This window comes from Microbacterium sp. MMO-56 (genome assembly GCF_037146215.1).
Classification (GTDB): domain Bacteria; phylum Actinomycetota; class Actinomycetes; order Actinomycetales; family Microbacteriaceae; genus Microbacterium.
Genome location: NZ_JBBCVW010000008.1, coordinates 109,484 through 122,108 on the forward strand (window position 1 = coordinate 109,484; position 12,625 = coordinate 122,108).

A 12,625-nucleotide genomic window follows, 5' to 3' on the forward strand; every position below is an offset into this window, starting at 1 on the left:
ATCCCGGAGCGCCGTCGGCCGGCAGCGACACCGATCAGCCCTTCTCGACGTAGTCCGGGTTCGCCTTCCGGAACGTCACCGTCGTCGCCCGCGAGAGCGCGGTCTTCGTCTGCGTCACGACCTCGTACCCGTCGTTGAGCATCTTCTCCATGTACTTCCGGCCCGGCCGGTCGGAGACGACGAAGTTCTTCGTGACCACGAGGTACGGATCCTTCTTGTTCTTCCCCATGCCCGCACGCTACCGGCACCCGATCACGGGCCGCCACCACAACGGCCCCGAATGAGCGCGCCAACGCTCACCCGGGGCCTGACCCACCATCGACGCGACTCGATAGGAGGGCTGCCGTGGACGATACCCACGAGCCCAGACACTCGACCTACTACGCCACCAACCGGCGCAACATCGACCAGCTGCACGAGAACCGCGACCGCGCCGGACTGATCCAGATGATCGACGTCCTCACGCTCGTCACCGGGTGGCGCGCCCACGACGCTGCACGCCTCATCGACGACGCCCGCACCGCGATCGACGGCATCGCGGCGACGTCGCCACGCACACTCCACCTCGGCGACCCCGGCATCCGGGTCGGCGACATCCTCGAGTACGACGTCCGCGGCGAACCCCGATCAGCGATCGTGCTGATCGTGACCGACTGTCTCGCCGTCACCCACCTCGGCGACGAACTACCGCTGAGCTGAAACCATCCCGGCCGGGCGTTGAGCCCCGAGCACGCACGACCACTTGTCGGGGGTCGCGTGCCTGCTCCGCCCGGCCGGGATGCCAGCCCACCAGAACGGAGGACGCATGGCCGGCGCCCGCACCAACACCCGCCGCATGCACCAGCTCCGCGACGACTTCTTCGACGAAGGCCGACGCCTCGACGCCGACCCCACCACCCGCCACCTATCGGTCTGCTGGATCTGCAAGGGCCGCATCGACTACGACGCCGACCAGGGCACCACACCCGAATCCCACCACCTCGACCACCGCAAGCCGGTCAGCACCCACCCCGAGCTCCAAGAAGACCCCGACAACTTCGAGCACTCACACAAGGCCTGCAACCAGCAGCGAGGCGCCGGCGCACCATCACCCGGCCTCGGCGAAGAGATGCCCGCCTGGTGGTAACCCGACACCGCCCCGCCTGCACACCAAGGAGACCCATGAACCGCTACGCCGCCGCCGGCATCGCCAACGACGCACGCGACGGACGCCGCATCCTCGTCGTCACCCACAACCGCCGCGAAGCACACCACGCCTTCGAAGACATCGCACGCCTCACCCACAACGCCAAGCGCATCCGCCGCACCAACGGAGCCGAACGCATCGACCACCACAACGGCGGCAGCGTCCACTTCACCACCCCACGCTCCCACGGAGCCCGCGGCCTCACCCTCGACACCATCGACCTCGACACCGGAGTCGAACCCACCCCCGACCTCACCACCGAGCTCACACCCTGCCTCGCCACCAGCCGCGACGGCGAGCTCATCCGAGCCTGACCCCAGAAAATCCACCGAGGGCACCATCGACGGACCACTCCCGCGTGGTCGAGTCCTCTCTCCCCGGGGCGGATGTGACCCCCCTTCGCGCGCTCGGGCGCGTTCTGGCGCTGATTGGAGGCTGACGGTGGTCGATTCGGCGTCTGAGCGGTTGGTGGTGACGGATTTCGCGGTTGATGACCTCGTGCTGTTCCACAGGAACCCTCGTCGGGGCGATGTTCGTGCGATCGCGGCGTCGCTGGAGCGTCAGGGGCAGTATCGGCCGCTGGTCGTCAACGTGGGGTCGCTCACGGGGCGCCGGAACGAGATCTTGGCGGGGAATCACACGTTCCTCGCGGCGTGCTCGCTCGGGTGGGCGTCGGTGCAGGCCACGACCGTCGACGTCGACGACGAGGCGGCGCATCGGATCGTGCTCGCCGACAATCGTCTGGCGGATCTCGGCGTGTACGACGACGAGGACCTCGCTGCGGCGATGGTCGCGGCGGGCGACCTCGACGGCACGGGCTACTCCGACTCGGACCTTGCGGAGCTGCTCGCCGAGCTGTCGACGCCGGTGTCGTTGACGGACCCCGATGACGTGCCGGACCTTCCCGACGAGAGCGAGACGATCTCGCGAGTCGGTGACGTGTGGGAGCTCGGCCCGAGCAGGCTGCTCGTCGGGTCGTCGGGGGACCTCGACGCCGTTCGCGCTGCAGCGTCGGGCGCCGAGATCTCGTGCGTGTGGACCGACCCGCCCTACGGTGTGTCCTACGTCGGCGGCACCGGGCTCACGATCGCGAACGACGGTGCCGACGAGGCGGTCGCCGTGGCGATCGCGTTCCTTGAGGTGGCGGCCGAGCTGTGCCGCCCGGGGGCGCCGTTCTACGTCGCCCACTCCGACGTGCTGCGCCTCCCGCTGCAGGCCGCGATGGAGCGCCTCGGCATCCGCTACCGGCAGACGCTGATGTGGGTGAAGGACCGGTTCGTGCTGTCGCGTGCCGACTATCACTACCAGTCCGAGCCGATCGCCGAGGGTGAGCTCGAGCGCGACTACGAACCGCTCGCGTATGGCTTCCTGCCGGGCGGGGAAGGGCGCCTCGGTCGCGGGGGCCCTCGCTGGTACGGCGACAACCGCTCGTCGACCGTGTTCGACGTGAAGCGGCCGACCCGATCGTCTGTGCACCCGACGATGAAGCCCGTCGAGCTCGTCGAGCGGATGCTCGTCAACTCGTGCCCGCCGGGCGGGTGGGTGATGGATGGGTTCGCCGGATCCGGATCGACGCTGATCGCAGCGCACCGTCTCGGGCGTCGCGCGCTGCTCGTCGAGCTCAGTCCGCAGTACGCGGACGTCATTTGCCGACGCTGGCAGGAGCACTCCGGCGTCATCCCTGTCCGTGGTGGTGTGGAGGTCGACTTCATGGAGCCGGCGCGTGTCTGAGGTTGATCCGCGGCGCGCGCTGAAGCTGTTCCTCGCGGCTGCACCGTACGAGATGATCGCCGAGCAGCTCGACTGCTCTGTCGAAGACGCGACAACCGCTGTGCAGGCCGCGATCGCCGCGTCTTCGGTGGCGCTCGATCAGACTCCCGCGCGCATCCTGGAGCTCGAGCGGCTCGACGCGCTGCACCGTGCGGTGTGGGCGAAGGCGCTGCGCGGCGAAGTCGCGGCGGTCGACCGGGTGCTCCGCATCCAGGAAGCCCGGCAGAGGATGCTCGGCGAGCCGACCCGCGTGAAGGACGCGATCACGGATGCCCTCGAGGCCACGCTCAACGAGCTGACCACGCAGGCCGCCGATGGTGCGCTGATCGCTTCGCTGCGCCAGGTGGCGCGGCAGATCGATCATGCCGTCGCGAATGGCACCTCGCTGGAGGCGACGAAGGCGATGTACCTGCTCCCGCACATGTGGAACGGGCTGCGCGAGCTCGGGGCAACGCCCGCGGCGCGCGCGGCGCTGCAGGCGTCGATGCCGGCGCCCGACCCCACGTCGGCCGCGGTCCCGGAGAAGGGCGGTCCCGTTGACCTCACCGACTTCAAGAACCGCCACCGCGGAGGCGCCGGCTGACTTCGAGGGGCTCTTCGGCTCGGAGATGCCACGGCTGTGGACGCGGCCGCTGCGCGAGCTCACGCCGGAGACGTCCCTTGGATTCGAGGTCATCGAGTTCGCGCTGCTGTTCCTCGGGATCGACCTGTATCCGTGGCAGAAGTGGCTGCTGATCCACGCACTGGAGCTGAACCCCGACGGCACCTTCCGATTCCGTCGGGTGATTGTGCTCGTCGCGCGCCAGAACGGGAAGTCGCTGCTCGCCGCAGTGCTCGCCGCGTGGTGGCTGTTCGTCGACTCCGACCGGTTCGAGGAGCGGCTCCCTCCGTTCCGATTCAAGGTGCTCGGCACCGCGCAGAACCTCGACACCGCGCAGGACGTCTGGAACCTCACCGGCCGCTGGTGCGACAAGGACAACGAGGAAGGCTGCGTGCCGTCCCTCGCGCGCGCCGTCGCGAAGATCCAGCGCAAGAACGGCCAGCCCGGGATCTACCTCCGCAGCGGAGCGCACTACGAGGTCCGCGCCGCGTCCCGGAAGGGCGGCCGCGGGAAGACTGCCGCGCGCGTCCTGATGGACGAGATGCGCGAGCAGCAGACCTGGGACGCCTGGGACTCCGTCGCGCAGACCACCAAGGCCATCTTCAACTCGCAGCTGTGGGGCATCTCCAACGCCGGCGACGTCCGATCGGTCGTGCTCCGCAAGATGCGGGAGAACCTGATCGCGGATATCGAGGCGTGGCTGGCGCGCGGCATCGACGAGCTCGAGGCGTACGCGAACGGTGAGCTGCAGGCGCCGACGTCGGCGCTGTTCGAGTGGTCCGCGCCCGACGGGTGCGCGCTCGACGACATTGACGCGATCCTGCAGGCGAACCCGAGCATCGGGCACGGCGAGATCACGATCGAGCAGTGCCTCCAGGACGCCCGCGACATGCTCGAGGCGTCGTACCGCACCGAGGTGCTGTGCCAGTGGGTGACGTCGGCTGTGAAGTCGTTCATCAACCCGAAGGACTGGCGCCTCCGTCACACGCCGATCCCGAGCGTGGAGATCCCGCGCGGCGCGCGCACCGTGTGGGCGGTCGATACGGCTGCGGACCGTTCGATGTCGTGGGTCGCCGCGGGCGTGCTCACCGAGACGGGAAGGCCCTTCGCGACGGTGCGTCATCGCCGCGCGGGGATGATGTGGGTCCCGGACTATCTGGAGCAGCTCGCGATCGAATCGGGATGCTGGGAGGTCGCCCTTCAAGAGAAGGGATGCCCTGCGGTCGAGTTCATCGACGAGCTGGAGAAGCGTGGCTTCACCGTCCACAAGCTCGACGGAGGCACGTTCGCGATCGCGACGGGTCGCATGCGTGACCGTGTCCGCGATGGGCAGCTGGTCGTGATCGAGCAGCCCGACGTCGATCTGGCGGTCGAGGGTGGCGTGGTCACGAAGTACGCCGAGAACCTCGCGTGGTCGAGGACCAAGTCTCAGCCCGTCGACATCGCTGGCCTCGTCGCGATGACGGAGGCGCTGTATGCGCTCGAGGTGCTGACACCTCCCGAGCCGGACGCACCGCCGCCACCGCCTCCCGCTGCGGAGTCGCTGCGCAGGGACGACATCGCGCCGAACGAAGTGAACATCGCGCACGTCGCGTTCTGACAGAGGAGGCCACGCCCATGCTCCAGCTCAACGAGCAGGGCCTCTTCCAGCCCTCCGCCGTCGTCCCGGGTTCACGCCCGGCGACGGTGGAGCGCGGATATCAGTCGAACCAGCTGCCTGGCTGGGGTGCGTTCCTCGACGAGTCGAACGAGACGAACGCCGAGCTGGCGTGGCCGTTCGCGCTTGAGATCTGGGACCGCATGCGCCGTGAGGACCCGCAGGTCGCGTCGGTGCTGCGAGCGGTGACGACACCGATCCGGCGGACGCCGTGGATGATCGACCCCGCCGGCGCGCGCGGGCCGGTCGTCGAGCACATCGCCCGGAACCTCGGCCTTCCCATCAAGGGCTACGGGCGCGTGCGCGCCCTGCGGACGCGGGGGCGGTTCTCGTTCGAGGAGCACCTTCGCCACGCGCTGCTGCAGCTCGTGTACGGGCACTCGTACTTCGAGCAGGTGTGCTTCATCGACGGAGGCCTGGTCAACCTCCGCAAGCTGGGGTGGCGGCCGCCGCGGTCGATCTCCCGCGTCGTCGTCGCGCGCGACGGCGGCCTGGAAGCGATCGAGCAGCACGGCGTCACCGGCGCCGATATCCGGATCCCCGTGACGCGTCTGGTCGGGTATGTGAACGACCGTGAGGGCGCGAACTGGCTCGGGATGTCGCTGCTGCGCACGGCGTACAAGATGTGGCTCCTGAAGGACCGGGGGCTGCGCACGCAGGCGCTCACGCTCGAGCGAAACGGCCTCGGCGTGCCCGTGTACGAGGGCGCCGAGATGCCGGAGTCCGTGGCGAAGAGCCCGACCGAGCGCGACAACTGGCAGAAGTCGGAGCGTGACGCCGGCCTGAAGGTGGCGAAGGAGTTCCGTGCTGGAGAAGGCGCCGGCGCGTCCATCCCGCACTCGGCGAACCTGACGCTCAAGGGCGTCGACGGGCGTCTGCCGGACACCGACAAGCCCATTCGGTACTACGACGAGCAGATCGCGCGCAGCATGCTCGCCAACTTCCTGAACCTCGGCGGCGACAGCTCGAAGGGCTCCTACGCGCTCGGCGCCACGTTCGAGGACTTCTTCACCGGCTCGCTCAACGCGCTGTCGCTGCAGGTCGCGGACGTGATGCAGCAGCACGTCGTCGAGGACCTCGTCGACTGGAACTGGGGGGAGTCCGAGCCCGCGCCGCGGATCGTGGCTGCCGTGATCGGCGAGGACGAAGCGATCACCCCGGACGGCCTGGGGCGGCTGATCGAGGCAGGCGTCGTCATCCCGGATGCCGTGCTCGAGGAGGCCACCCGCTCGCGGTACCGGCTTCCCGCGAAGGACACCCGTACCGAGCGGGTCGCAGTCACTCTCATCCCGGCGGAAGCGCCGGCTGCTCCTGAGGAGGAAGCATGACCGAGGACAACCGCCGCACCACCCGGTACTGGGGGAGCGTGCCGCCGCCGGCGTCGAAGCGCGAGTTCTTCAACGCTGTCACGACGCCGGCGCCGTCCGGAGACGGGTCGATCGCGACCATCCGGATGTACGGGCCGATCGATTCGTGGGGCGGTTACTGGGGCATCTCGACCAAGGATGTCTCCGGCGTGCTCGATTCGCTCCCCGACTCGGTGACGCAGATCAATCTGCGGATCAACTCGCCGGGCGGTGAGGTCTTCGAGGGCATCGCGATCCTGAACCTGCTGCGCGCCCACAAGGCGAAGGTGACAGCGGTCGTCGATGGCCTCGCGGCGTCGGCGGCTTCGATCATCGCGGCCGGCTGCAACGAGACCGTCATGTCTCCGGGCACGCAGATGATGATCCACTCGCCGTGGATGATCACGTGGGGCAACGCGGTCGACCTCCGCAAGAACGCGGACATGCTCGACGGTGTCGAGCGCTCGTGCGTCGAGATCTACCAGGCGAAGGCTGGCGCCAAGGACTGGGCCGCGCTGCTCGCCGCGGAGACGTGGCTCACCGCGACCGAAACGGTCGGCCTCGGCCTCGCCGATCGAGTCGCCACGATCCCCGACGCGGGCGAGACCGCCACGGTGGGCGACCAGCCCATTGACGAGGACGACGTCGAGGACGCCGCGATGGTCATCCCGATCTCGCGCTTCCCCGACCGGGTCGCTGCCGCCGTGGCGCCGGCCCCCAAGACCCCGAGCTCGTCCGAGCCGGGTAACCCCAACCGAAAGGAGCTCGCGATGAGCGACGCTTTCCTGGCTGGCGTTCGCGATCGGCTCGGCGTGACCGATGCCGAAGCCTCGGAGGAGACGGTCCTGACCGCTCTCGACCAGGCGCTCGCGGAGCAGGCCGACCCCACCCCGATCACCGGTCTGCCCGAGGGCGTCACGGTGATCGACAAGACGGTCCTCGAGACCCTGCAGGCGCAGGCCGCGCAGGGTGTGACCGCCCTGAAGAAGCAGACCGAGGACCGCCGCGCCGGCATCCTCGACGCGGCGGAGCGCGACGGCCGGATCACCCCGAACTCGCGCGCGCACTTCGCGACCCTCCTCGAGGCCAACGAGGAGAGCACGACTGCGCTGCTCAACTCGCTCCCGAAGAGCGGCGCGTTCCCGGCCGACGAGCTCGGCTACCAGCCGCCCGAGGCGAGCTCGGACGACCAGCTCTACGCGATGGCGTGGGGCGACGACACTCCCGAGGAGGCCTGAGATGGCTGACTACCTGCCCAAGTTCAAGCCTGGCCAGGCGGTCACTTTCACCGCCTCCGCCGATGTCACCGGTGGTCGCCTCGTCGCGGTCACGGGGGTCCGGACGGTCGGTCCCGCGGGCGCCGACTCCGCCGCGGTGGCTGGCGTCGCCGGATTCGACGCTGTCGCGGGCGAACGCGTCACGGTGTTCACTCGCGCGGGCGGCGTGCAGCAGCTCGTCGCCGCCGGTGTCATCGCGGCCGGCGCGAAGGTCTCGGCCGCCGCCGACGGGAAGGTCCAGACCGTCGGATCCACCGTCAACCCCATCGGTCTCGCACTCGAGCCCGCCGCCGCCAACAACGACGTCATCGACGTCCTGTTCATCTGAGAGGACCCCAAGACATGGGATACACCTACCCGGTGAAGCACCCCACGGGGACGCTCACCACCGCGCAGCTGCATGCGCTGCTGCAGAACAACAAGGTCATCGCCAAGCGCGTCGCGGACCTGTCCAAGATGAAGTTCATCGCGGACTGGCTCCTCCAGGGGCGCTTCGACGCGACCGGCGGCGGGATCTTCTACGCGACCGGAGAGCCGGTGTTCGCGGCGGATAACCCGGAGGCCGTCAGCCCGCTCGGCGAGTATCCGCTCGTGGTCCTCGAAGACGGCACGGTCGTCGCGGCGAAGACCGACAAGTGGGGTCTCGACACGATGATCTCCGACGAGAAGATCGCTCGTCAGGGTCGCGTGTACGTCGATCGGGGCATCCTGCGGGTCACCAACACCGTCATCCGGTTCATCGACCAGGTGGCGATGGCGGTCATCGCGTCGCGTGTGTCGTCGACGTTCAACTCGGCCGCGTGGGCGACGGCGGGGGCCGCGGTCGAGTCGCTGCTCACGATCCAGGCGGAGCGCGCCGCGCTCGGCCTCGGTCTGGAGCTGGACACGATCGTGCTGCGTCCCTCGCAGTACGCGAAGGTCATCGGCATGCTGATCGACGACAAGTCGCTGCCGCGCGAGTCGGGTGAGACGGCGATCAAGGGCAACCTGCCGGTCGACGCGCTGGGCCTGACGTGGGCGACCACGCCGAACTTCCAGGGCGCGAACCCGCTGCTCATCGACCGTGACCAGCTCGGTGGCATGGCCGACGAGAAGCTCGGCGGACCGAACTACGCGTCGGCCGGCGACTTCGGAGTCGAGGTCAAGTCCATCCGTGACGAGGATGCGGAGGGCTACAAGGTCCGCGCACGCCGGGTCACGGTTCCCGTGGTGACCGAGCCCCTCGCGGGCGTGCAGCTGACGGGCACGGGTCTCTGATGGCCGCGCAGCAGACGGCTGCCGAGAAGGCGGCCGCGGAGAAGGCCAGCGCGGAGGCGGCAGCGAAGGCGGAGGCGGAGAAGGCCGCCGCTGACGCCGCGGCGGCCGAGAAGGCCGCGGCGGAGAAGGCGGAGGCGGAGAAGGCCGCCGCTGACGCCGCGGCGGCCGAGAAGGCCGCGGCGGAGAAGGCGGCGGCGGATGCCGAGGCCGAGCGTGCCGCGGCGGCCGAGAAGGCGGCGGCGGCGCTCCAGGTGATCGGCCCCGTGGCGGTGCTGCCGCTCAAGTCGGGCGGCGAGCGGTACGTGTACCGAGGAACGCCCATCACCGACGACTTCACCAAGGAGGGCGTCGAGCACGCCAAGTCCGTGGGTCTCGTCGGCACGCCGAAGACCGCGGCGAAGTGAGAGGAGGGGCGATGGTGATGACACCCGAAGATCTCGCGGGCGTGGAGGCCAACCTCGCGCGTCGTGTGATCGCGAGCGCACGCACCATCGCCCCTTGCCTCGACTCTCTCGTCGCGGGCTCGGAGGAGAAGCTGACGGCGATCGCGATTCTGCTGGCCGTTGCCGGCGAGGTGAGAGCGCGTGGCTCGCGTCAGGTCGCGTCGCAGCGTGTGGGCGCGGCGTCGGTCGCGTACCGCGACGTCGGTTCGGCGTTCAGCGACGACGACCGGAGCTCGCTCCGCGGGCTCTGTGCGGCCTCATCGATGCCGTCGCTGCCGGTGGGGTCCTTTCCTCCGCCCGCGCTGTCGATCGGGCGCCTCTGGCCGGAGGACTGCTCGTGAGCTTCCCGGCGGGCGTGACGGTCGTGCGGTTGCGCGCGAAGCCCGTCCTCGATCCTTACTCGCAGAAGCAGGTCGGCGCCGACTGGAGCGACCCGGACACGCTCGAGCTCCCGGGTTCGTACGTCGGCCAGTCGTCGACGGCTCGCACACTCGGCGCGTCGCGAACGCAGATCCTCGAGTCGCGGTCGCTGTACTGCGATCCGGATCTCGACGTGCAAGCGCTCGACAAGATCCAGCACGGCACGGTCGTTTACGACATCGACGGATTCCCGGACGTCGAGGTGAACCCCTTCACCGGGTGGTCACCGGTACGCGAGATCCCACTTCGAAGGGCGGCAGGCTGATGGCGGGCAGCTACTTCGAGGAGAACGACGAGTTCTTCGCTGAGCTCGGACGTGAGCCCGGCGTCGTTGACCTGTGCCAGCGCGCAGCTGACGAGGTCGCTGCCAGGGCGCGCGCGTCGGCACCGGTCGACACCGCGGACTATCGCGACGGGATCGTCGTCGAGAAGCGCGAGGCCGCGTACCGCGACATGTTCCGTGTCGTCGCGACGGACGAGAAGTCGATGGGCGTCGAGTCCCGCACGGGCAATCTCGCCCGGGCGCTGAACGGCGTCCGCGTCTACTGAGGGAGGTCGCAGTGGGCACCGAAGTCCTGCCTCCCGACCTCGAGGTGTGGGCGACCGGCTACGCGCGCCACATCCTCGGCACTCGGGCTCTACCCGCCGAGATCTCCGGCGAGATCCACATCGGCAACAAGGAGCCCACGGTCGACCCCTTCCCGCCGACAGCCGTGCTGTTTCGTGACGACGGTGGTGGGCGGTCGTCGATCCTGACCGGCACCCGGTCGATGGGTGTCTCCGTCCTCGCCGGCACGCGGCTCTACGACGTGCCGGCACGCAACCTCGCTCGGATGCTGTTCGCGGTGTTCACCGACGAATCGCTGCCGATCCTTGGCGGCCCGGCTTGCCCGGTCGTCGCCATCACAGACTTCTCCGGCCCGTACTCGGTGTCGGAGACCCAGGACCGCACCCGCATGTACTTCACCGTGGAGTACACCGTGGTCGGCACTCCCGTCGGGTGACGGGGCTCCATATCCATCCCTGAAGGCCCGCACCGTGCGGGCCTTCGTTCATTCCCGAGGAGGGAACCATGACTGCGGATGCGCAGGGAAATGACATCGGGGCCGTCGGCATCCCGATCAGCGGGAACATCGGCGTCGCGCCGGTGCTGCCCGCGAACGTCCTCACGCCGGCGGCGGGTGCGGCTCTGGTGCTCGCGCTGCCGGCGGCGTACCGGAAGCTCGGCCTGATCAAGACCGACGGCGGCTTCGATTGGACGACCGAGGCGGACGGCGACCCGATCACGTTCCTGCAGGAGGGCTACTCGATCCCGTCCGGCAACGCGAACGCGACCGTCGAGGTCGGCCTCGCGCAGACCGATCCCGTCGTCCGCGAGGTCACCTACGGCAAGGTGCCCGACCAGCACGGCTACATCACGATCGACGCCGGCGGCCACGCCACCCGCTACCTCGTGTTCACCGAGGAGATCTTCAAGAACGGCTGGATCGAGCGTCGCCTCGGCGTCGCGTCGGTGTCGGCCGCGAAGGTCGACAAGACGGCCCGCGGCGAGGTGCGCGGCACGGTGCTGACGTTCAAGTTCGACCGGTCGCCGTACTTCGACAACAACCACTTCGGGCAGTGGCTCGTCGACACCAACTCGACCGAGTCCTGACCTGATCCGAGACGACCGGCCCCCGGTGCTGATGAGCACGCCGGGGGCCGGTCCCGTCAGCGCCCCTGTGGCGCGTCGGGAACCCCAGACCCTACGGCGACCCCCAGACCGGGTGATGTCGCGCGAAACGGTCTGGTGCGGTCGTACACGCCCGATTCCACACGATCGACGAACCCGGCCTAGTCGGGGTGGTCGTGTCATCGGCGGGTGAACGCCGCACAGCGGGGCACACACGGCCAGAGACGGCCGTGCGTGAACCCGCATCTGCTCATCAGCTCATCAGCTGCTCATCGAGAAGGAGACCCATCGTGGCCACACGCACCACCAAGGCACCCGCCGGCCCCAAGCCCGACATCTACGTCGTGGAGGACAACTTCCACGCCAAGCTCGGCCAGGTGTCGGGCGAAGACGCGGAGCTCGTGCTGCCGCTGAAGGTGCCCTACAAGACGTTCAAGAAGCTGACGGCGCTCACCCAGGACGATGCCCTCGAGGACATCGAACGGTTCGTCGAGGAGATCGGCACCGCCGAGGCGCGGAAGACGCTGGAAGAGGCGGACGACGCGATCCAGGTGATCGTCGTCGCGACGACGTACTTCCAGATGTTCACCGACCTGGCCGACGCCCGGCTGGGGGAATTGAAGGCCTCGTCCGGCGACTGACCGAGAACGAGGCCGCAGCTGCGCGCGACTTCCGCGCGCTCGGACTGTCTCTGTTCGAGATCGGCGTGACGTGCACGTGGGGTGAAGCCCTGCTGCTCGTCGAGTCGTTCGAGAGCGACCCCGGCTCTCTGCTGGGTGCGGCGCGCGCCGGATGGGCGTGGCCGGCGTCGGTTTCGGAGATCGCGTCGACGTTGCTCGCTCAGAGCGTGCTGTCGGCGCTGATGCCGGCGGGGGAGAGCGTCACGTTCCCGATGCCGTGGGACGCCCCGCCCGCACAGCCGGAGCCGGTGGCACCCGAGGTCGTGGACGAGATGCGCGACCGGCTCGCGCGGTACTCCGCGCTGCCGGACTGATC

Annotated in this window: 19 protein-coding genes; 18 read left to right on the forward strand and 1 reads right to left on the reverse strand. The window is 69.2% G+C overall.

The window, feature by feature from the left end:
• Nucleotides 1-34: 34 nt before the first annotated feature.
• Nucleotides 35-229 (reverse strand): hypothetical protein, encoded by a 195-nt coding sequence (locus WFI00_RS09515; RefSeq protein ID WP_336642322.1) that lies wholly within the window; start codon nucleotides 227-229, stop codon nucleotides 35-37.
• A gap of 116 nt (nucleotides 230-345) precedes the next feature.
• Between WFI00_RS09515 and WFI00_RS09520 the strand changes: the two genes are divergently transcribed.
• From WFI00_RS09520 to WFI00_RS09605, 18 genes are all read left to right on the forward strand, one after another.
• The gene (locus WFI00_RS09520; RefSeq protein ID WP_336642323.1) at nucleotides 346-699 is read left to right on the forward strand and encodes a hypothetical protein; all 354 of its coding nucleotides are present in this window, start codon (nucleotides 346-348) and stop codon (nucleotides 697-699) included.
• Between the two features lie 136 nt (nucleotides 700-835).
• On the forward strand, nucleotides 836-1,126 hold the full coding sequence (locus tag WFI00_RS09525; protein WP_336642324.1) for an HNH endonuclease: 291 nt from the start codon (nucleotides 836-838) through the stop codon (nucleotides 1,124-1,126).
• A 35-nt stretch (nucleotides 1,127-1,161) separates the two neighbouring features.
• Nucleotides 1,162-1,500, forward strand: a complete 339-nt coding sequence (locus WFI00_RS09530; RefSeq protein ID WP_336642325.1) for a hypothetical protein — start codon at nucleotides 1,162-1,164, stop codon at nucleotides 1,498-1,500.
• A 157-nt stretch (nucleotides 1,501-1,657) separates the two neighbouring features.
• Nucleotides 1,658-2,917, forward strand: a complete 1,260-nt coding sequence (locus WFI00_RS09535) for a DNA modification methylase (RefSeq protein ID WP_336642326.1) — start codon at nucleotides 1,658-1,660, stop codon at nucleotides 2,915-2,917.
• Nucleotides 2,910-3,539 (forward strand): terminase small subunit, encoded by a 630-nt coding sequence (locus WFI00_RS09540; protein WP_336642327.1) that lies wholly within the window; start codon nucleotides 2,910-2,912, stop codon nucleotides 3,537-3,539. Before WFI00_RS09535 ends, WFI00_RS09540 begins: the two co-directional genes overlap by 8 nt.
• Complete coding sequence (locus WFI00_RS09545; RefSeq protein ID WP_336642328.1) at nucleotides 3,493-5,157, forward strand: hypothetical protein; 1,665 nt, start codon at nucleotides 3,493-3,495, stop codon at nucleotides 5,155-5,157. The genes WFI00_RS09540 and WFI00_RS09545 overlap by 47 nt, the downstream gene beginning before the upstream one ends.
• Nucleotides 5,158-5,174: 17 nt before the next feature.
• Entirely contained in the window at nucleotides 5,175-6,542 is a 1,368-nt protein-coding gene (locus tag WFI00_RS09550) for a phage portal protein family protein (protein ID WP_336642329.1), read from the forward strand.
• Entirely contained in the window at nucleotides 6,539-7,798 is a 1,260-nt protein-coding gene (locus tag WFI00_RS09555) for a head maturation protease, ClpP-related (protein WP_336642330.1), read from the forward strand. Before WFI00_RS09550 ends, WFI00_RS09555 begins: the two co-directional genes overlap by 4 nt.
• A gap of 1 nt (nucleotide 7,799) precedes the next feature.
• On the forward strand, nucleotides 7,800-8,165 hold the full coding sequence (locus WFI00_RS09560; RefSeq protein WP_336642331.1) for a capsid cement protein: 366 nt from the start codon (nucleotides 7,800-7,802) through the stop codon (nucleotides 8,163-8,165).
• Nucleotides 8,166-8,179: 14 nt separating this feature from the next.
• The gene (locus WFI00_RS09565) at nucleotides 8,180-9,094 is read left to right on the forward strand and encodes a phage major capsid protein (protein ID WP_336642332.1); all 915 of its coding nucleotides are present in this window, start codon (nucleotides 8,180-8,182) and stop codon (nucleotides 9,092-9,094) included.
• The gene (locus WFI00_RS09570; protein ID WP_336642333.1) at nucleotides 9,094-9,498 is read left to right on the forward strand and encodes a hypothetical protein; all 405 of its coding nucleotides are present in this window, start codon (nucleotides 9,094-9,096) and stop codon (nucleotides 9,496-9,498) included. Before WFI00_RS09565 ends, WFI00_RS09570 begins: the two co-directional genes overlap by 1 nt.
• Before the next feature lie 11 nt (nucleotides 9,499-9,509).
• Nucleotides 9,510-9,878, forward strand: coding sequence for a hypothetical protein (locus WFI00_RS09575; RefSeq protein ID WP_336642334.1), 369 nt, complete (start codon nucleotides 9,510-9,512; stop codon nucleotides 9,876-9,878).
• Complete coding sequence (locus WFI00_RS09580) at nucleotides 9,875-10,222, forward strand: hypothetical protein (RefSeq protein ID WP_336642335.1); 348 nt, start codon at nucleotides 9,875-9,877, stop codon at nucleotides 10,220-10,222. The genes WFI00_RS09575 and WFI00_RS09580 overlap by 4 nt, the downstream gene beginning before the upstream one ends.
• On the forward strand, nucleotides 10,222-10,506 hold the full coding sequence (locus tag WFI00_RS09585) for an HK97 gp10 family phage protein (RefSeq protein WP_336642336.1): 285 nt from the start codon (nucleotides 10,222-10,224) through the stop codon (nucleotides 10,504-10,506). Before WFI00_RS09580 ends, WFI00_RS09585 begins: the two co-directional genes overlap by 1 nt.
• Nucleotides 10,507-10,517: 11 nt before the next feature.
• Nucleotides 10,518-10,961: a hypothetical protein gene (locus tag WFI00_RS09590; protein WP_336642337.1), complete on the forward strand. Its 444-nt coding sequence runs from the start codon at nucleotides 10,518-10,520 to the stop codon at nucleotides 10,959-10,961.
• Nucleotides 10,962-11,029: 68 nt separating this feature from the next.
• Entirely contained in the window at nucleotides 11,030-11,611 is a 582-nt protein-coding gene (locus tag WFI00_RS09595; protein ID WP_336642338.1) for a hypothetical protein, read from the forward strand.
• A gap of 308 nt (nucleotides 11,612-11,919) precedes the next feature.
• Nucleotides 11,920-12,270 (forward strand): hypothetical protein, encoded by a 351-nt coding sequence (locus tag WFI00_RS09600; RefSeq protein ID WP_336642339.1) that lies wholly within the window; start codon nucleotides 11,920-11,922, stop codon nucleotides 12,268-12,270.
• 65 nt (nucleotides 12,271-12,335) lie between these two features.
• The gene (locus WFI00_RS09605; protein ID WP_336642340.1) at nucleotides 12,336-12,623 is read left to right on the forward strand and encodes a hypothetical protein; all 288 of its coding nucleotides are present in this window, start codon (nucleotides 12,336-12,338) and stop codon (nucleotides 12,621-12,623) included.
• Nucleotides 12,624-12,625 lie beyond the last annotated feature (2 nt).